This is a genomic window from Ruminococcus albus AD2013, from assembly GCF_000526775.1.
GTDB lineage: Bacteria > Bacillota > Clostridia > Oscillospirales > Ruminococcaceae > Hominimerdicola > Hominimerdicola alba_A.
In genome coordinates this window covers 2874468-2894104 of the sequence record NZ_JAGS01000001.1, presented here as the reverse complement: position 1 = coordinate 2894104, position 19637 = coordinate 2874468, and the positions used below count along the sequence as shown (strand labels likewise).

At 44.8% G+C, this 19637-nt stretch carries 16 protein-coding genes; 13 read left to right on the top strand and 3 right to left on the bottom strand.

The features are described 5' to 3' along the window. Positions 1-83 precede the first annotated feature (83 nt). Positions 84-632: an FtsB family cell division protein gene (locus tag N773_RS0112900; RefSeq protein WP_024858160.1), complete on the bottom strand. Its 549-nt coding sequence runs from the start codon at positions 630-632 to the stop codon at positions 84-86. Positions 633-1616: 984 nt separating this feature from the next. Between N773_RS0112900 and N773_RS21880 the strand changes: the two genes are divergently transcribed. From N773_RS21880 to N773_RS0112830, 13 genes are all read left to right on the top strand, one after another. Beyond that, positions 1617-2735: an ISAs1 family transposase gene (locus tag N773_RS21880; RefSeq protein ID WP_024856640.1), complete on the top strand. Its 1119-nt coding sequence runs from the start codon at positions 1617-1619 to the stop codon at positions 2733-2735. Positions 2736-2838: 103 nt separating this feature from the next. Beyond that, positions 2839-4128, top strand: coding sequence for a serine--tRNA ligase (serS, locus tag N773_RS0112885; RefSeq protein WP_013496849.1), 1290 nt, complete (start codon positions 2839-2841; stop codon positions 4126-4128). A 175-nt stretch (positions 4129-4303) separates the two neighbouring features. Continuing rightward, positions 4304-6166 (top strand): tRNA uridine-5-carboxymethylaminomethyl(34) synthesis enzyme MnmG, encoded by a 1863-nt coding sequence (mnmG, locus tag N773_RS0112880; RefSeq protein WP_024858159.1) that lies wholly within the window; start codon positions 4304-4306, stop codon positions 6164-6166. Between the two features lie 33 nt (positions 6167-6199). Continuing rightward, positions 6200-6742 (top strand): DUF2262 domain-containing protein, encoded by a 543-nt coding sequence (locus tag N773_RS0112875; protein ID WP_024858158.1) that lies wholly within the window; start codon positions 6200-6202, stop codon positions 6740-6742. A gap of 14 nt (positions 6743-6756) precedes the next feature. After that, complete coding sequence (locus N773_RS0112870; protein WP_196231646.1) at positions 6757-7167, top strand: hypothetical protein; 411 nt, start codon at positions 6757-6759, stop codon at positions 7165-7167. A gap of 4 nt (positions 7168-7171) precedes the next feature. Then, positions 7172-8539, top strand: a complete 1368-nt coding sequence (mnmE, locus tag N773_RS0112865; protein ID WP_024858156.1) for a tRNA uridine-5-carboxymethylaminomethyl(34) synthesis GTPase MnmE — start codon at positions 7172-7174, stop codon at positions 8537-8539. Between the two features lie 250 nt (positions 8540-8789). Then, a complete protein-coding gene (locus N773_RS0112860) occupies positions 8790-9266 on the top strand; it encodes an RNA polymerase sigma factor (RefSeq protein WP_024858155.1) in 477 nt (158 codons plus the stop codon). A gap of 4 nt (positions 9267-9270) precedes the next feature. Beyond that, entirely contained in the window at positions 9271-12414 is a 3144-nt protein-coding gene (locus N773_RS0112855; protein WP_024858154.1) for a PASTA domain-containing protein, read from the top strand. 149 nt (positions 12415-12563) lie between these two features. After that, positions 12564-13352 (top strand): TatD family hydrolase, encoded by a 789-nt coding sequence (locus N773_RS0112850; RefSeq protein ID WP_024858153.1) that lies wholly within the window; start codon positions 12564-12566, stop codon positions 13350-13352. Between the two features lie 34 nt (positions 13353-13386). Beyond that, positions 13387-14349 carry a glycosyltransferase family 2 protein gene (locus tag N773_RS0112845; protein WP_024858152.1) on the top strand — a complete coding sequence of 321 codons (963 nt, stop codon included), beginning with the start codon at positions 13387-13389 and terminating at the stop codon, positions 14347-14349. A gap of 37 nt (positions 14350-14386) precedes the next feature. Continuing rightward, positions 14387-14986, top strand: a complete 600-nt coding sequence (locus tag N773_RS0112840) for an SseB family protein (protein ID WP_024858151.1) — start codon at positions 14387-14389, stop codon at positions 14984-14986. A 106-nt stretch (positions 14987-15092) separates the two neighbouring features. Further along, positions 15093-15605: an NAD(+) diphosphatase gene (locus tag N773_RS0112835; protein ID WP_024858150.1), complete on the top strand. Its 513-nt coding sequence runs from the start codon at positions 15093-15095 to the stop codon at positions 15603-15605. Positions 15606-15632: 27 nt separating this feature from the next. Next, complete coding sequence (locus tag N773_RS0112830; RefSeq protein WP_024858149.1) at positions 15633-17411, top strand: Rqc2 family fibronectin-binding protein; 1779 nt, start codon at positions 15633-15635, stop codon at positions 17409-17411. Positions 17412-17793: 382 nt separating this feature from the next. Here N773_RS0112830 and N773_RS0112825 read toward each other — a convergent pair whose 3' ends face one another. Both N773_RS0112825 and N773_RS0112820 read right to left on the bottom strand, forming a co-directional pair. Further along, complete coding sequence (locus N773_RS0112825; protein WP_024858148.1) at positions 17794-18423, bottom strand: orotate phosphoribosyltransferase; 630 nt, start codon at positions 18421-18423, stop codon at positions 17794-17796. 372 nt (positions 18424-18795) lie between these two features. Next, complete coding sequence (locus N773_RS0112820) at positions 18796-19632, bottom strand: metallophosphoesterase (RefSeq protein ID WP_024858147.1); 837 nt, start codon at positions 19630-19632, stop codon at positions 18796-18798. Positions 19633-19637 lie beyond the last annotated feature (5 nt).

Here is a 19637-nt window from a genome sequence, read left to right as displayed (position 1 = left end):
TTTTATTTATTTGTACAAACGGCATATTATCGTACCCACAGGATACCGTACCAAGCCGTTTGCAATATTTTATATCGTTTATTTTATTCCGACTTGTTCACTATGTAGTAGCGTCTTTCATTCGGGTAAGAATAGCCCAGCTGTTCAACAGCCACTCTCTCCATGAACTCGTCTTCGTCTGCTTCGAGCAGAGCGGTATATTCGTCGTTCTTCTGCTTTGTTTCTTCTATCTTGCCTGTCATCATTACAGTTTCCTGCCTCAGCTGTTCTATCTCATTCTGCTGAGACATCATATCCACTGCTGCAATTACACAGAAGCACACAATGATAGCAAACAGAACAGGTCTGAACACACTGCGTTTACGCTTGGATCCGACATTTTCACCGATATTTTCTTCATCATCGGGCAGAGGTTCATCGTCAGCTGTTTCGGGAATATTTTCGATATAGACATCTTCGGTATATTCATCCTCGGCGTACTCATCAGCCGATTCGGTATACTCGTTATCATCATCTTCTGTTTCATCGGCAGAATTAAGTTCAGCCGCCATCAAAAGCTCCGCAGCATCGCCGAGATCATTGTCATTTTCTGCATTTTCGTCATGGATATCAAGCTCATCGTCCCGTTTCATTGTCTGCTCCTTTCCGACTTCGCATACATTATTATAAAAACAGAAGTCTACTCCAATGTATTATACAACATTTTCGCCCAAAGTTTCAAGGGCTTTTCACAACTTTTTCTATTTTAGGACAAATTTAGGCGTTTTTAACAATAACATCCGATGTCGCAAATCGATTTTTGTGAGATAATTCTTAGTGCATTTTTTGTTAGAATGCCAAGGAAGAGAGCTTTTGGTCAAGCTTTTCGCGAAAAGCTTGCGGAGAGCTCGAGAGGCAGAGCCTCTCGGTCAAGGCACAAAAGCGATGTGGCAACAAAGCTATAAATCGAACAGTGAACTAACCGTCATGTCAAAAAAGGCGCGGCAATAATCAAAAAATCGAGCGTGTGCAAAGCTTATACCACGCACAAACTATGTGTGGAGATATTGCCGCGCTCTGGGTTTTAGTAAACAGATACTTGTCTGAAAATATAGATCGAGGTTTACTTGGCTGGTCGATGGTTTGTTTTGGGACATTGCTTTGCGAGTTTTCGCCCCTCAGCTGCGACTGCGTCGGCAGCGCCGTCGGGTCGAGCCGTCAAAAACGCTTCGCTGTTTGACGGCGGGCGCGGCAATAATTTACGCTGATAGTTTGTGCGGGGGCATTAGTTTTGTCCACGCTCGATTTTTTGATTATTGCCGCGCCCTATTGGTCGAAAGTCTGTTTCGCTCTTATTGTTCGCTGTGCATTTTGGCTTTGCGCCTTGGTGATTGAGGGACTCCGCCCCTCAAACTCCCCACAAGCTTTTCGCGAAAAGCTTGACCAAAAGCTCTCCTCCTTGGCATTCTTATCCTCATTTCTGCTTCTCACCCCACTAAAATAATTATTTCCAGAATTTACATCGCGCAAACTTCACGGAAATCAATTTTCAAAAAATCAGGTTTCAAAAGTTACATTTATATTTCAGATTGTACAAATTACTGGACAGAGCACCTGGAAAATGATATAATATAGGCATGAATAATGGAATAACCGAGTATTTTGAAGATATTGAATTATATGAGGAATATGACGGCTATTTTTGCAGTATCCCCGATATCATTACAATAGCAATTCTTGGAAGTATCTGTGGACTTAGAAATATTCATCAGATTCATCAATGGGCGACAAATGACAGAGTAAGCGAATTCTTAAAGGAGAAATTCGGAATCGATCATGTCCCTTGCTATTATTGGATATTGAGCCTGCTGAAATATGTCAAGCCCGAATCGCTCAACCGCTGTTTTGCGGATTGGGTCTATTCATTTATGCCCGAAAAGTCCAAAAGTATGACGATCTCTCTTGACGGGAAAACTGTTTGTTCGACACTTAAAATGAGTAAGATCGAAAGTCCTCTGCACATCATCAGCGCACAGGTATGCGAACTTGGATTGACCCTGGCACAACGCAGCACGGACGATAAAAGCAACGAGATACCTGCGGTGCAGGAGCTTCTGAAAGAACTGAAAATAAAGGGTAATATAGTTGTTGCGGATGCACTGAACTGTCAGAAAGAAACTGCTGAGATTATCGTAAAACAAAAGGCAGATTATCTGCTTTGCGTTAAGGATAATCACCCAAATTTGAAGAAAGATATCGAGGATTATGTGCAGGACAGTTCTCTCAGAGACACTATGCAAACAGTTTCAAGAACGGAGAAAAACCGTGGCAGAGTTGAAACAAGGACAGCGTATGTAACAACAGATATCAACTGGCTGGAACAGAAAAAAGAGTGGAAAAATCTGAAGTGCATAGGAGCCATTCATACTGAATTTGCAACGAAAAAAGGCACTTCGAGCGAATGGCACTATTACCTTTCAAGCCGCGAAATGACAGCGGAACAGCTCCTTCATCATGCAAGAATGGAATGGTCAGTTGAGTCAATGCACTGGCTGCTTGATGTTCATTTTGAAGAAGATTGGTGCAGAGTCGAAAACAAAGACGTTCAGCAATGCCTGAATATGTTCAGAAAAGCTGCGATAAATTTAATCAAGAACTTTAAAAATCGGAACAATTCTAAAGCCGCCATATCCAAACTTATGTTTGAATGTCTTATGGAGCCGCTGATGATTTCGAGGGTGATTTTTGAAAATTGATTTCCGTGCGCAAACTTCATCGGGTCTTGACAAAACCTATAATAAATGTTACACTATAAGTTGATAAATTTCGGGCGAAAGCCTAAGGTGAGGAGTAATAAATATGATAGATATCAAGCTTATAAGAACCAACCCCGAGCTGGTCAAAGAAAATATCAAAAAGAAGTTCCAGGACGAAAAGCTCGTACTGGTTGACGAAGTAGCTGAATTCGATAAGGAATACAGAGCTGCACGTACAAAGGCAGATGAACTGAGAAATCAGAGAAACGTTAAGTCCAAGCAGATAGGTGCTCTGATGGGCAAGGGTCAGAAAGAAGAGGCTGAGGCTGTAAAGGCTGAGGTCAATGCTATGGCTAAGGAACTGGCTGACCTTGAAGTCAAGGAAGAAGAGCTGGAAGCTAAGATCCGCGAGAGAATGCTGGTGATCCCCAACATCATCGACGACAGCGTGCCCATAGGCAAGGACGACAGCGAGAATGTTGAGATAGAGAAGTTCGGTGAGCCTGTTGTTCCTGATTTTGAAGTACCCTACCATGTTGATATCATGGAGACTTTCGACGGCATCGACCTCGATGCTGCGCGCGAGACTTCGGGTAACGGTTTCTATTATCTCAAGGGCGATATCGCAAGACTTCACTCTGCTATACTCTCCTATGCAAGAGATTTCATGATCGACAGGGGATTTACTTACTATGTACCTCCTTTCATGATAAGATCCAGCGTTGTTACAGGCGTTATGAGCTTCGCTGAGATGGAGAACATGATGTACAAGATCGAGGGCGAGGATCTGTATCTTATAGGTACTTCCGAGCATTCCATGATAGGCAAGTTCATCAAGACAACTCTGCCGGAAGCTAAGCTGCCCCAGACACTGACCAGCTATTCTCCTTGTTTCCGTAAGGAAGTAGGTGCTCACGGCATCGAGGAGAGAGGTGTATACCGTATACACCAGTTCGAGAAGCAGGAAATGATCGTAGTCTGCAAGCCTGAAGACAGCAAGACATGGTATGACAAGCTTTGGCAGAACTCTGTTGACTTCTTCCGTTCGCTGGATATCCCTGTACGTACTCTTGAGTGCTGTTCGGGCGACCTGGCTGACCTGAAGGTAAAGAGCTGCGACGTTGAGGCATGGAGCCCCAGACAGAAGAAGTACTTCGAGGTAGGTTCCTGCTCGAATCTGGGCGATGCTCAGGCAAGAAGACTCCAGATAAGAGTTAAGGGTGAAGACGGCAGCAAGTATTTTGCACACACCCTCAACAACACCGTTGTTGCACCTCCCAGAATGCTCATCGCATTCCTGGAGAACAACCTCAACGGCGACGGCACAGTATCTATCCCTGAACCTCTCAGAATGTACATGGGCGGCAAGGACAAGCTGGTGCCTACAAAGTAAGAGATATAAAACATTACAGTACATATCCCCCGTCCGCAAGGGCGGGGAATTTGTGATAAAGACGTTCTGTATATCTTTATGACTTCAAGTATATGAAATAACTGCCGCGCCTGTAAGTGGTGCGGCGTTTTTTGGGATAAGAGAGTTTGATATATTATCGTTAGGAGCAGACCGTATGGAAAATTTTGATATCATAGTAATAGGCGCAGGTCATGCGGGCTGTGAGGCTGCGCTGGCAGGGGCAAGGCTTGGTCTTAAAACAGCACTGTTCACCATAACCCTTGATGCAGTGGCGAATATGCCCTGCAATCCCTCGATAGGCGGTACCGCCAAGGGACATCTTGTGCGCGAGATAGACGCACTCGGCGGTGAAATGGGCAAGGCAGCGGATAAGACCCTTATCCAAAGCCGTATGCTGAACCGCGGAAAAGGCCCTGCGGTACATAGTCTGCGTGCGCAGATAGACCGTATGGCATACCACAACCTTATGAAAAAGACAATCGAGGACACCGAGGGTCTGTATCTGAAACAGGCTGAGATAACCGATGTGCTGTTTGAAGATGACGGCAAGACTGTTCGCGGTGTGCGTACACATCTCGGTGTTGAATACGGCTGCAAGGCGGTGATAATTGCCAGCGGAACTTACCTTAATGGTGAGATACACGTAGGTACTACTACCTACCCCAGCGGCCCCGATTCGGTACTGCCTGCAAGAAAACTTTCCGACAGTCTGAAAGCCGCAGGAATGACATTGCGCCGTTTCAAGACAGGCACTCCTGCAAGAGTACACAAGCGTTCAATTGATTTTTCAAAGCTTGAAGTTCAGCACGGCGATGACGATATTACACCTTTCTCGTTTACCGACAGCGGAAATATCGAAAACAAGGTGGATTGCTACGTCAGCTACACAAACGCCGAGACCCACAAGGTAATAATGGATAATATCCATCTTTCGCCAATATATTCGGGCAGGATACACGCTATCGGCCCAAGATACTGTCCTTCCATCGAGGACAAGATAATGCGTTTCTCCGATAAGCCAAGACATCAGCTTTTTATCGAGCCCATGGGTCTTGATACCGATGAATACTATCTTCAGGGCATGAGTTCATCTCTGCCTGTTGATGTTCAGCTGCAATTCCTGCGTACTATCGAGGGTCTTGAAAATGTGGAGATAATGCGTAATGCCTATGCTATCGAATACGATTGCTGTGACCCAAACGACCTTCTGCCCACCCTTGAATTCAAGGAATTCCACGGCATTTACGGCGCGGGGCAGTTCAACGGCACCTCTGGCTATGAAGAAGCCGCCGCGCAGGGTCTTGTGGCGGGCATAAACGCCGCACTGAAACTGAAAGGCGAAGAGCCTATGGTTCTCGACCGTGCAAGCAGCTACATAGGCACACTGGTGGACGACCTCTGCACCAAGGGCGTTTCCGACCCCTACCGTATGCTTACCAGCCGAAGCGAGTACAGACTTCTGCTGAGACAGGATAACGCCGACCTGAGACTTACCGAAACAGGTCACAGGGTAGGGCTTATCGATGATGAGAGATATGCGGCTTTTCTGAAAAAGAAAGAGCAGATAGATGCGGAGATAAAGCGTATTTCCGCCATAAATATAGCACCCTCAGAAAAGCTGAACGAGTACCTTGTATCACAGGGTACTGACGGTATAAACAACGGCATAAAGCTGACACAGCTGATACGCCGCCCTCAGTTGACTTACAAAGGTCTTGCATTCATCGACCCGGAAAGACCCGACCTGCCTGATGATGTTTGCGAGCAGGTGGAACTTATGATAAAGTATGAGGGCTACATCAAGATACAGCTGGAACAGGTTGCGGCTATGCGAAAGCTGGAAAACAAGAAGATACCCGAGAATATCGACTATTCAAAGGTAGGCTCACTGCGTCTTGAAGCGGCTGAAAAGCTGGCGAAGATACGTCCGCTCTCCGTGGGACAGGCAAGCCGTATCAGCGGTGTGAACCCTGCGGATATAAATGTACTGCTGGTATATCTGGAAACTATAAAGTAGCCCTGATAGTGACCGACCGAAAGGAAGATCTTTATGTCATTTTTAGATAAGCTTTTTGGGAAAGAACGCAAACCCAAGCCCGAGCCTTACACAGTGGATACCGAGTTCGGGAAGTTCACTATGGAGTATTGGGACAAGGAAAAAACAAAGCCCTGCTATGCGTATCTCGGCTTTGCGGAATGGACAGATGAGAGCGGGACCTATGATATCTACAACGTAGAGATAGACTGTGACAGCGAGGAAACTTTCGAGATGAAGAAGGGTCTTGCCACGCTGAAAAAGCTCATGAGCGAACAGGAATTCTGGCTTGAAAGGGCAAGGCAGGGTGCGGCAGAATATTTTCTCACCGAGGACGGTACAGTGCTGACATGGGTAGAGGACGAAAACGGCACAGAGGTGGAACTTCCGCCCGAGGAGTTCAAGAAACTGCTTCATGTGGTATCGATACATATATATGCCGATGACAATATCTGTCTGGTACTGGACGGGAGCTACAACGGAAATAGCTTGTACACTGACCACTGCATAAGCGTTTCGCTCAATAGTAAGGGCGAGGTCGAGGGATGCAGTCTTTGATTAGGGACAGGTCTATGGAGAAATATCTTGAAATGGCTGATCCTGCAAAGCTTAGTGACGAAGAATATCTTCGGCTGGCAGATCATTTTCTCGGGTATATATATGCAAGCAGTTTCGAGCTGAACGTAACGGGGATATGCTATCTTAAACTGATATATGACAATGCCCCCGAGCGTTTTGATAAGCTGATAATAAAGAGCGGACATCTGATGAAGCGTGACGAATATCCCGATATGACTCTGGAAATACTTCTGTTTTGCAATGAAAGATCATACAAGGAATATCTTATGTCCGCGCCCGATTCCGACGAAGTGCGTGATGCGCGAGACAATCTTGAATACGATATCAATCATTACCGCGAAGAAAAATGGTATAAGAATATGTGCGCTGAGTACAGCAAACTCAGAAGAAAACTTGAGGAGTGACAGAATGTCAACAGTATGTGCAATATCGACCCCCCTTGCAGAGGGCGGTATATCTGTAATAAGGATAAGCGGCGAAAATGCAGTAAGCTGCGCGGCTGAAGTTTTTAAACCTTTCACCTGTGAAAGTGTTGAAAAAATGCAGGGCTATACCTGCGCCTACGGTCAGATACATGACGGCGACAAGACCGTTGATGACGGCGTGCTGACGGTTTTCCGTGCGCCCCATTCCTATACGGGGGAGGACGTATGCGAGATATCCTGCCACGGCGGTATATATGTCACTAAAAAAGTGCTGAGACTTTGTCTTGAAAACGGCTGTGGACTTGCACAGGCAGGCGAATTCACAAAAAGGGCTATGCTGAACGGCAAGCTTTCACTTACTCAGGCTGAGGCTGTTATGGATACCATTGCGGCACAGGGCGAATATGCCCTGGCTTCGGCTAATCTTACAAGGCAGGGCAGTCTTTTCGGGCAGATTCACGAAGTCACAGGCGACCTTGTAAAGCTTCTGGGCGAACTTGCGGCATGGGTGGATTATCCCGAGGAAGATCTCCCCGCAGTTGAGGAAACAGCCCTCCGTGAAAGTATCGGGAAAGCGCTGTCCGTCACTGGCAAGCTTATCGCCGACCACGATAACGGTATGCTGATAAAGCAGGGCATCGATACCGTCATAGCAGGCAAGCCGAATGTCGGCAAATCGACACTGATGAATCTTCTGCTGGGTTATGACCGTTCAATAGTAACAGAGATCGCCGGCACGACACGAGATGTCATTGAAGAAAGCGCAAAGCTTGGCGAACTGGTATTCAGGCTTTCGGACACAGCGGGCATACGCGACACCGAAGATAAAGTCGAAAAGATAGGCGTTGAAATGGCTGAAAAACGCCTTGATGAGTGTATGTTCGTTATCGAAGTCTTCGATACTTCCGTCAAACCCGATGATGACGATATCGCCCTGCTTGAAAAGGTTAAGGCATCAGGAAAAAGAAGCCTTATCGTGCTGAACAAATCCGACCTCGAAAGCGCAGTTGATGAAAACTTTTTCAGGGATTATAGCGATAATATAGTTTGTATATCCGCCAAGAACATCGATGACAGGTCACAGATACAGGCGGCTGTGGAAAAGATATTCACACCCGAGAATTATGATGCCAACAGCACCATATTCGCCAACGAAAGACAGAAATGCTGTCTTGATAAAGCCCATGCAAATCTTAAAGCCGCACTTGAAGCCCTCGATATGGGCGAAACTCTTGACGCGGTAACAGTAATGATAGATTTCGCCGCAGATTCTCTGCTTGAACTGACAGGCGAAAAAGCCACCGAAGCAGTGGTGGCAGAAGTGTTCTCAAAATTCTGCGTAGGAAAATAAGAAACGCGGCGGGGCAATTTTGTCTGCTGCCGCACAATGAATAACGGATAGTGAATAATGAATAATGAAAAATCAAGGTATCGCCTTTGGCGGTGGTTTTGATGCGGCTTTGTTATTCATTATTCTTTTTTTCTGAAAAAATTTTTTTCACCTGCAAGGATATGCTATTTACAAACGTATTATATACAGAAAACCAAAAACACCCGCTGCCGACCCCCTCGGCGGCGGACTGTAAGGGGGTGGTTTGACTATGGAAACAGCTTGTTTCGAGCTGAACGGATTTGATGCCGTATATGATGAATATTTTGATATGGTGTACAGGATATGCTACGTGTATTTCCACGGTCATACCGCCGATGCAGAAGACGCGGCGCAGACCGTATTCATGCATTATCTTGAAGCGGGAGTTATACCCGAAACGAATGAGCATACCAAAGCGTGGCTTATCGTCACGGCGCAGAACGTCTGCAAAACTATGCTGAGGAGACATCACAGAAAAGATACCGAACTTGATTTGGCGGCGGATAAGGGTACGGCTTTTGAGTACAATGAGGTCATGGACGCAGTTATGCGTCTGCCCGAAAAAGAGCGCATGGCTGTCTACCTGAACCTCTACGAAGGTTATACAGCCGCCGAGACCGCGAAGCTGATGAAATGCCGTGAAAATACAGTATATTCATACATACACCGTGCAAGAAAAAAGCTGAAAAAAGAACTGGGAGGGTGAGACTATGACAGACAAAGAGCTTGATGAAAAGCTTGCAGCTGCTTTCGATAATGTGCGGGCAGACAGTGCTGTCAAGGCTCGCATTCGGAAAGGCTTAACAGGTGACATTATGGATAACAATAAAACTATAACAGTCAGCAAAACAGCTGACCAGAATGAAAGAACAGGAAAAATAAAAGTCAACAGGCGCGGCAGGATAGCTGCGGCAGTTATCGCGGGCGTTTTAGCAGTGGGCGGAGGTTCATACCTGCTGAAAAACGGCTTTGCCAGAGTTGCTCCCGGCACCGATTCACATACCGAACAAACCACAGATGACGGTGCATATTATTACAACGGAGAGAAAGTTGACAAACTGCCCATGACCAATGAGGAACTCGGATTTCACCCGGAGGCTGAGCAGATATATGACAAGTTCGGATATAATCCTTATATCTGGACGTTAGCTAACGGCAATTTTCTGGTAGGAGTTTCATTTGATGAAAACGGCAATGAATATGAAAGCGGAGATTACTGCCGCTGCTGCTTCTATATATACGATCCGGAAACAAACTCGGTAAAAAGCGTACTAACGGATCTTGACGATCCTTATTCTTACACTAAGTCATTTGTTCAGTACGGCGCAAATTGGAACCGTATAGTATTTACACAGAGAGAACAACGAACTGACATGACCTGCAAAGTATATGATCTTAACCTTGCACCGGTCGAAGAATGTTCATTTGAATTTGATACCGAATATACTGCTTCCAAGATCATGGTAACGTCCGATAATAAAGCATATTTAGTTGCGTACAAATATACTGACTATGGTACCGAGCTTTATCTTTATGACAGTAAGAGCAATGTTGTCTACAAGTCTGAACAATGTGACAGTATAACTCCAAACACCATATCTATATCGACTAATGGCAAGTATTTCTATTACGGTACATCAAACGGTGATTCGATGACTCTGCACGCTGTCGCGCTTGCAGACGGATATGTTGATGCCGAACATACTGACAGTATATACAACAATACAAAATATCCGTACTATTTTGACAGCGGAAGATATCTTTACACCGTTTTCCTTAATGATAAAGGCGAGCAGAGATACAGACGTATAGATATGACAGGCAAAGAGGAACTTGTATTCGGCAAACCCGAAGATGATATGATCTATGATTATACATTTGCGGATAGTACCTATATAACAAGAGACGGCAAATATCTGTTTAACTCCCACAACGACGAAAATGACAACATACTTTGTGTTTATGACATAGAGAATGAAATGAAGAAAGTATACGAAACAAAAATAGGCACTATCCGCATTGACAGAGACGGCATAGGTATACTTTATGATGAAGCCACAGGCGATGTATGTCTTTGTAAGCCTTTTGCAGAAGACGGCGGTCCTGTCTGCCTCAACCTCACAGGAAAAGAGTATTCCAACTTCGGTATGCCAAAGAGTGTACAGAATGACACGGCAGATACTTCCGATACACATTATTACAACGGCGAAGCTGTCGATGAATTGCCTGTATCGAATGAGGAACTCGGATTTGACCCTGAGGCTGAAAAGATAGAAGACAAGTTCGGATCTGAATCGGCTTTATGGAAATTATCCAACGGCAATTTTCTGGTAGGAAAGGCTTTTAACAAACAAGCCGATGAATTTGGCATCACGGAATATTTAAATTCTTATCTTTATGTTTATGAGCCTGATACAAACTCGGTAAAGAGCGTATTGATAAATGATACAAAGAAATTGAGATCAGTTCAGGTCGAGGAAAATTGCATATTAAATGTCAAATTCAAAGAAAATGCCAAGACGGATACTGAATATACCTACGAATTTTATGATCTAGATCTTGTGCCCATCGAAAACAGTACATTCAGCTTCGATGCCGGACTTACTGAACCAAAAGTTTTAATAACGCCCGATAATGAATCATATATAGTTGGTCAAGATTTCTCTATTTACGACAGCAAGGGTAACGTTATCCACAAATCCAAAAATTCCGGTTTTGTTTTCCCTGACAAAAAAATATCTAATAATGGCAAATGCATTTATTACGCTTCATCTAATGAAAATTCAGTAACTTTGCACACTGTTTCACTTGATGACGGATATGCTTATAACGAATATACCTACGAAACAAACAAAGATTTTGACATTCCGTTATATTTTGACAGCGGAAAATATCTGTACATCGTTTACAGTGGTAAAGACGGTAAGCAGCAATTTGGACGCATAGACATGACAGGCGAAGAAGAACCCGTAGACGGTAAACCAAAAGATGAACTGGTATTTGATGATATAGTGGGTGATAGTAATGGAGATCAGTATAATATTTATTTGACAAAAGATGGCAAATATCTGTTTTTAAGCAGCGATGGCGATTCCGGTTCAGTACTTAACGTTTATGATATCGAAAACGAATTTAAGAAAGTATACGAAACAAAGATCGATAACCGCGCTATTCGCAGAGACGGCATGAATGTACTTTACGATGAGAATACAGGTGATGTATGCCTGGACAACGCTCATAATAAATGTTTCAATCTTTTCGGCAATGAGTATTCAAACTTCAACCTGAAGACAAACGTCAAGGATACCACCGAAGCAAACGAAAATGATACAAGCAGCAATGCAACTATCCCCGATGTTATCGGAAATGAAGCAGAAGATGCCGAAAGAAAACTGACAGAAGCAGGTTTCAAACCTGTTCTCAGGTCTGCGTATGATGATGCTTCCGAAGGTCAGGTAGTACGTATCGAGCCTGCTGCGGGTACCGAAGCACCTCTTGGCAGTACCGTCATGATCTACGTATATAAATATGCCGAATATAAGAATGATCTGACATTCAACCTGTCGATCCCGAAAGGTCTGCGCGGCAGTTTCGCTGTCTGTGTTGATTCGGATGATTATCGTTATTGGGGCGAGATTTACGATTTTAACGGCGAAGATGATGAAAGCAACGCTATTCCGATATATCTTTCAAGCAACAAAGATACTGATGTATTCACGATCACCTTAAATAATCTTGATACAGGTAAATCTGTGGAATACTATAAAGTAGAAGCAGATTTCAGAACAGGTGAATTAAAAGCTATCACTGATTATGACAAAGACGGTTTGCTTGCTATTTCTTCCCAGAATTAAAGCAAAGATGATCAACAGCAAAATGCGCTCGATCCAACGGGCGCATTTTTTGCTGTGATTTTTACTAAAAAGACAAAAAAAGTTCTTTACAAATGTAGATAAATGTGTTATAATATTTTTTGTATATATCGAACAGAAAGGAGATATCTATGGCAGGGCTGATATTTGACTCACATTGTCATTATGATGACAATGCTTTTGATGAGGACAGATACGAACTGTTAAACAAACTGCTGGTAGATGAGGGTCATGTTGTAGACAAGATGCTCCACGCGGCAGTAGATGAGAAGTCCTCGCTGTTTGGTATCAAAACGGCTGAAAGGTACGGGAATTACTATACCTCCATAGGCTTCCACCCAGAGTATGCGGACGATGTCCCCGATAATTATATGGAGATACTGAAAACGCTGTATGAAAAAGCATCAGCAACAGGCAAACTCAGGGCAGTTGGCGAGATTGGTCTCGACCACCACTATGAGGGCTATAATGCCGATAAGCAGAAGACCCTTTTTATAGATCAGGTAAAGTTCGCAAATGAAAAAGGACTCCCCGTTATAATCCACTGCCGCGACGCGACGGAGGAATGTATGGGCGTTCTCAGTGAACTGAGACCCGCGGGTGTTATGCACTGTTTTTCGGGTTCGGCTGAAACGGCTGAGGAAGTCGTGGGGCTGGGTATGTATATAGGATTCACAGGGGCTCTGGCTTTCAAAAACAACAAGAAAGCTAAACGTGCCTGCGAAGCAGTGCCGCTTGAACGGCTGCTGCTTGAAACGGACTGTCCGTATATGGCACCACCGCCTTACAGGGGCGAGCGCAGTGACAGTTCAATGATAGCCGAGACTGCAAAAGTCATGGCGGAGATAAAGGGAGTTTCCGCAGAAGAAGTACTTCGGGCAACTAACGAGAATGCGTGCAGACTTTTCGGGATAAGCTGACCGAAGCGATATTATAGTTTTGGAGATGAATGAATTGGCGGAGACACTGTATTTGGTGATACCATGTTACAACGAGGAGGAGATGCTGCCCATAACTGCAAAAGCTCTTATGAAAAAGATGGACGGGCTTATTGCTGAGGGCAAGGTAAGCAGTGACAGTAAAGTAATGTTCGTGGACGACGGTTCAAAGGACAATACCTGGGAAGTTATACAGAAACTTCACGATATGCCCCAGACAAACCTGTTCACAGGAATAAAGCTTTCAAGAAACAAGGGTCACCAGAATGCACTTCTGGCAGGTCTTATGACAGCCAGAAAATATGCGGACATACTGATATCTATGGACGCAGACTTACAGGACGATATCAATGCGATAGACGGTATGCTTGAAAAGCGTGCCGAGGGCTGTGAGATAGTTTACGGCGTAAGGTCTTCAAGAGAGACCGATACCGCATTCAAGAGGAACACAGCCAGAAGCTATTATAAAATGCTGGAATTCATGGGCGTGGAGATAACCTACGACCATGCTGATTACAGACTGATGAGCAAGAGAGCTGTCGATGCGCTGGCAGAGTTCAAGGAGGTAAACCTGTTCCTGAGAGGAATGGTGCCTATGGTTGGCTACAAGAGCGACATCGTTAAGTACGAGAGAAACGAGCGTGTAGCGGGCGAATCAAAGTATCCGCTGAAAAAGATGCTGGCTTTCGCAGTTGAGGGCATAACTTCCCTTTCGGTAAAGCCTATCAGATTCATAACCGCCCTGGGCGTGTTCATATTCGTTATCTCGGTGATAATGCTGATATACTTCCTGTTCACAAAGGCATTCGGCTCGACTGTAAAGGGCTGGGCTTCAACGATAACATCTGTGTGGGCGCTTGGTGGACTGCAGATGCTGGCGATAGGAGTTATCGGTGAATATATCGGCAAGATATATCTTGAAACAAAGGCAAGACCTAAGTTTATAGTTGATATAAACTTAGAGGAAACACAGGCATAATAACAAACTTAAATTTATTTAAAAGGAGTAAAAGAAAATGGCTGAAAATTTACACATATCCGGAACAGTAAATCAGGAGAAGATAGACAATACCGCACTGGTAGAGGCTATCAATGCTATGAGAAAGGAATTCAATGCAGACTCTCAGAACAAGGTCATCAATACCGCACTGAGATCAACATTCCTTGTACCCGCTATCATTGAAAAGGGTCAGGAGCTGGTAGCTGACCAGAACAATCACGTTCAGTTCAAGGACAAGCAGGAAGCTAAGTTCATGCTGGTAAACAAGCCTATCCGCGATGAGCAGGGCAACCAGACAGGTTCTGTATCTTTCTTCCCTGTATTTACCGATCCCGATGAGCTGAAGAAGCTGAACACAGACCAGCTGTACAGACCTTTCGCTATGAAGTTCAGCGATATCGCTTACCTGACAGAGAGCACTCCAAATGTTGAAGGCTTCGTTATAAACCCCTTCACCCAGGAGCACAATCTGCCTTTCACCAAGCCTATGCTGGAATCCATCAAGCAGACCCTTATAAACTTCAAGAAGAGCAAGGACGCTGCAATGGCTGCTGCTCAGGAGGCTGCTGAGGGCGAAAAGCCTGATATCACTGTATCTTCTTCCGAAGAGCAGTAAGGCTTAGATACCACGATCATTACGGTCGGGACGGCGGTACAGCAAAGGGTATCCGCAGATACCCTTTGCTTGCAGACTGTTCCGACCTTTTTGCGGAGGAAACAACATGAGATACATATACTGTCCGCAGTGCGGAAGAAAGCTGACAGAAAGACCTGCGGGCGATGAGGGTCTTGTGCCCTATTGCGAGGGCTGTGAAAAACTGTGGTTCGATACTTTCCCCAGCTGTTCGATAGTTCTGGCAGCTAATGAATATGATGAGATAGCACTTCTGCGGCAGGATTATATGTCGGATAAGTATACCACCTTCGTTTCGGGCTATATCACCCCGGGTGAAAACGCCGAACAGACAGCCGTCAGGGAAGTCGCTGAAGAGATAGGCATCAAAGTCGAAAAACTCGATTACGCAGGAACTTACTGGTTCGAGAAACAGGGACTTCTTATGCACGGCTTTATCGCAAGGGTGAAGAAACAGCCGCTGGTGCTGTCCTCGGAAGTTGACTGGGCTGACTGGGTGCCCGCTGAAAAAGTTATAGAAACTATTTTCCCCGATTCACCCGGCAATGCGGCTTTTGCTATCTATAAGAAATTCATGGGTGAGTATTTCGGAAAAAAGTGACCCCCGCATCGGAAAGGACGATTAACAATGGCTCTTGACGGAGTTTTTCTCGGTGAGATAAAAAAGGAACTCATGCCCCTTATAGGCGGCAGAGTTGATAAGATACATCAGCCCTCAAAAGGTGAATTGCTTTTTGCGATCCGTACCTATGACGGGCTTAAAAAACTGCTGATAAACACAGTGGCAGGCACAGCAAGACTGCACCTGACCAATGCTGATATCGAAAATCCCAAACAGCCCCCAATGTTCTGTATGTTGATGAGAAAGCACCTTTCGGGCGCTAAGCTTATCGATATAAGACAGCCCGGGGCAGAACGTGTTATCATGCTTGATTTTGATGCCACTAACGAACTTGGCGATATGGTAAGACTTACCGTCACCGTAGAACTTATGGGCAGAAGAGCAAATCTCCTGCTGACGGACGAGAACGGAAAAGTCATCGACAGTATAAAAAGAGTTTCGACAGAAGTTTCCGAAACTCCCGTGCTTCCGGGTGTAGTATATACCCTACCCGAAAGCGACGGCAGACTTTCCCTGACCGAATGTTCAAGAGAAGAGTTTGAAGAAAAACTGGCAGAATTTTCAAAACAGGAACTCTCAAAAGGCATAATGAAAACTATTCAGGGTATATCCCCCGTCTTTGCAAGAGAGTGCGCATTCTTTACCTCACATTCCACCGAAGTAATAATCGGAGAAATGACTCCCGACCATAAGGACAGACTGTGGTTCTATATCAAAAAAATACGCGAACAGCTCGATAAACGTGAAAATAAGTATACCGTCATAAAGACCACAAGCGGCGAACTGAAAGATTTCTGCTTCTGCAATATAGACCAGTACGGCGGACTTATGGTGACAAAGCAGTTTGAAAGCCCATCCGCCCTGCTGGACTATTTCTATTCAGAAAGAGACAGCCTTTCCCGTACAAGACAGAAAGCACAGGACCTTTTCCGTCTGCTTGCCAATACCATCGACAGAACAGAATCAAGGGTGAAAAATCAACAGCTTGAACTGAAAGACTGTGCAAAACGAGAACAGCTGAAACAGTACGGCGACCTCATCACCGCAAACCTCTATGCCCTCGAAAAGGGCATGACAGAAGCTAAGCTTATAAACTTCTACGACCCCGAACAGACCGAGGTCACGGTCAAGCTTGATAAACGCCTGACCCCTGTCCAGAATGCCCAGAAGTATTTCAAGGAATACCGCAAGCTTGATACCGCAGAAAAAGTTCTTGAAAAGCTGATAGCCCAGGGCGAGGAGGAAGCAAAATACTTAGATACTGTCCTTGATGCCCTGACCCGTGCCAGAACAGAGGGCGATATCGCCGCACTCAGACAGGAACTCAGCGAACAGGGATATATCAGCAGGGGCAGACAGAAAGGCAAACCGCCAAAGGCACTTCCGCCGATGAAGTTCAAGTCCAGTGAGGGGTATGATATCCGCGTAGGCAGAAATAATGCCCAGAACGACAGACTGACCTGTAAAGAATCCAAAAAGACCGATGTATGGCTCCATGCAAAGGATATCACAGGCTGTCATGTAATAATCAGCTGTCCCGACAGAGGGGAAGCTGCAAAATTCACCCCCGATGAACTCCCTCCCGACCGTACCATCGAAGAAGCTGCAATGATAGCAGCGTACTATTCCAAGGCAAAAAATTCATCAAGATGTGATGTGGATTATACCTTTGTAAAGTTTGTGAAGAAACCTGCGGGTTCAAAACCGGGCATGGTGATATTCACACATAACTATACAATAACCGTGAAACCGGACGAGGAAATAGTGCAGAGCCTGGAGTCCTAATTCATAATTCATAATTATTGGCAGGGCAATAACGTAGCTGTACTTTGGATAGAATGCCAAGGAGAAGAGCTTTGGCTCAAGCCTTTCGCGAAAGGCTTGCTGGGAGCCACAATCAGCAAAGCTGACTGTTAGGGGCAGAGCCTCTCGGTCAAGGCGCAAAAGCGACGTGACCACAATAAAATCAATAGCAGACTATCTTCCAACCAATAAGCGCGGGCAATATGGAAACTTAGAGCGTGGACAAAATAACGTCCACGCTCTTTCTGCGTCCGTAAAATTATGACCCGCAAGGGGCGACAAGTCCTCCGCAGTCCACAAAAAGCCAAACAATTTTTCAACAAAAAAAGCCGAGTGCTGTTGAAAAAGCACTCGGCTTAAAATATCAAAGTTTTGAATAACCGAAACTGTTTATCAGAGCATCGACCTTCTGGCTGTTTTTGCACATAGGGCAAACATTGGCGGGATAATTCTGATAGTTGGGCAGATCTTTGTCAGTGAACAAAGCGTGGATTGGGATATCGTCAAACTTGTCGATAGCTGAGAATATCGCGCCAACAGCCGCAAGCTTGCCGTTGTAGTACTGTAAACAATCAACAGCACGTCTGATACTTTTACCTGTTGAAGCACTGGATATCAGCAGAAGTATCTGCTTGCCCCATACCTTTTTCTGGGTATTGTCACGGAATATCATCTGATTTACCGCGTTGAGTTCGGGGGTGATGAGGTTGATATCCTCGCCCTTGTTTATACCTGCCTGAGAAAGATATTCAGCAAGAAAACCGCCGAGTATCTCTGTGCCTTCAAGACATATTATCGTTTCGATATTTGTGTTGGCATATGTGCTGCCGAGTTCATGTGCAGCTTCCTTTGCCATTTTAAGGCTGGTCTTTATAGATGTCATATCAACATAATAATTAACGTGGGAGTGGTTGGTAGCAAAATGCCCCGGGATAATTCCTATCTGCACCTTCTTATTCTTGATCGACTGTATAGTCTGTAAACGCTCTTCCATTGTGAATATTCCTCCTTTTTGATAACAGGGCTGATATCTTATATTCTGCCCTGTAAAGATCATTATAATGCGAAACTATTCGTTTCTGTAATATATATTATAACATATTTTTTCACAATTGTAAAGATGTTGTTAAACAAATTTAACACATGACGTTTGTGCAATACGTCGCTTTTACTTGCTTTTATCAATGTCAGGGATATCCTCGGAAACAAAATGAACATAATTTTGTTTGAAGGCTGAATTTTTACCGTGGACAAAGCATATAGAAAGAGCGTGGACATTTTGTATTGTCCACGCTCGATTTGTTGCAGCGGTAAATGTATCGACCGAATGATGTACCTTTTTGAAAGTGGTAAAATGATCCTATTGTCAGTTTGCCTTGATTTTCAACAGATTGATCTCGGGAGTGTTGAAAATTCGGAGGGGTATAACGCTGTTGCCGAGACCTCTGCTGACGTACATGGTGGTATCTCCGCTTTTGTATTCGCCTGCGGTATATTTCGGGAAAAATCCCTGGTCGGGGGCGACTATGCCGCCGATGAAAGGAAGTCTGACTAGTCCGCCGTGGGCATGACCTGTTATTATCAGGTCGGGGGAGGAGAGTGTGTATTCCTCCTCTAAATACTGGGGTTCGTGGGCAAGTACGATATGCAGTGCATCATCGGGGACATTGTCCGAAAGTTTAGCGAGTGTGCCGTCATAAAGGTGGTCATCGCCCAGACCCGTGAGGTATATGCCGTTTTCAAGGGTAATGGTGGTACTATCGAGAATAGTTACACCTGCGGAGGTCATGCCACTATATAAGGTATCAGTTTCAGATTTATCTAACCACATTTCGTGGTTGCCTGTGATATAGAAGCATGGGGCGATCTTTGCGGCTTCTTTACAGAAGTCGGTGGCGGTATCGATATTAGTGTGATTGCTGTCAACGATATCGCCAGTGATTACAATTATATCGGGAGATTGATCCTTTATCTTGCTGATAAGTCGCGAGTTGTTTCTGCCGAATTTTGCATTGTGAAGGTCGGACACCTGTACGATGCGGAAATCGACTGCCGATTTGGAAACTTTTGCAGAGGTGAAAGTGTATTCGTCCACGGTAAGATATTTATTCTGGAAAATACAGAATATCGTCAGCAGGACGATGACAACAGACAGAATAATTATCTTCTTTTTGCTTAGTTTATGTTTTCTGAATAACTGCATGGTAT

Bases quoted from the DNA above. Each gene is read 5' to 3' on its own strand.
- N773_RS0112900 (WP_024858160.1), bottom strand. From the start codon at position 632: ATGAAACGGGACGATGAGCTTGATATCCATGACGAAAATGCAGAAAAT.
- N773_RS21880 (WP_024856640.1), top strand. From the start codon at position 1,617: ATGAATAATGGAATAACCGAGTATTTTGAAGATATTGAATTATATGAG.
- serS (WP_013496849.1), top strand. From the start codon at position 2,839: ATGATAGATATCAAGCTTATAAGAACCAACCCCGAGCTGGTCAAAGAA.
- mnmG (WP_024858159.1), top strand. From the start codon at position 4,304: ATGGAAAATTTTGATATCATAGTAATAGGCGCAGGTCATGCGGGCTGT.
- N773_RS0112875 (WP_024858158.1), top strand. From the start codon at position 6,200: ATGTCATTTTTAGATAAGCTTTTTGGGAAAGAACGCAAACCCAAGCCC.
- N773_RS0112870 (WP_196231646.1), top strand. From the start codon at position 6,757: ATGGAGAAATATCTTGAAATGGCTGATCCTGCAAAGCTTAGTGACGAA.
- mnmE (WP_024858156.1), top strand. From the start codon at position 7,172: ATGTCAACAGTATGTGCAATATCGACCCCCCTTGCAGAGGGCGGTATA.
- N773_RS0112860 (WP_024858155.1), top strand. From the start codon at position 8,790: ATGGAAACAGCTTGTTTCGAGCTGAACGGATTTGATGCCGTATATGAT.
- N773_RS0112855 (WP_024858154.1), top strand. From the start codon at position 9,271: ATGACAGACAAAGAGCTTGATGAAAAGCTTGCAGCTGCTTTCGATAAT.
- N773_RS0112850 (WP_024858153.1), top strand. From the start codon at position 12,564: ATGGCAGGGCTGATATTTGACTCACATTGTCATTATGATGACAATGCT.
- N773_RS0112840 (WP_024858151.1), top strand. From the start codon at position 14,387: ATGGCTGAAAATTTACACATATCCGGAACAGTAAATCAGGAGAAGATA.
- N773_RS0112835 (WP_024858150.1), top strand. From the start codon at position 15,093: ATGAGATACATATACTGTCCGCAGTGCGGAAGAAAGCTGACAGAAAGA.
- N773_RS0112830 (WP_024858149.1), top strand. From the start codon at position 15,633: ATGGCTCTTGACGGAGTTTTTCTCGGTGAGATAAAAAAGGAACTCATG.
- N773_RS0112825 (WP_024858148.1), bottom strand. From the start codon at position 18,423: ATGGAAGAGCGTTTACAGACTATACAGTCGATCAAGAATAAGAAGGTG.
- N773_RS0112820 (WP_024858147.1), bottom strand. From the start codon at position 19,632: ATGCAGTTATTCAGAAAACATAAACTAAGCAAAAAGAAGATAATTATT.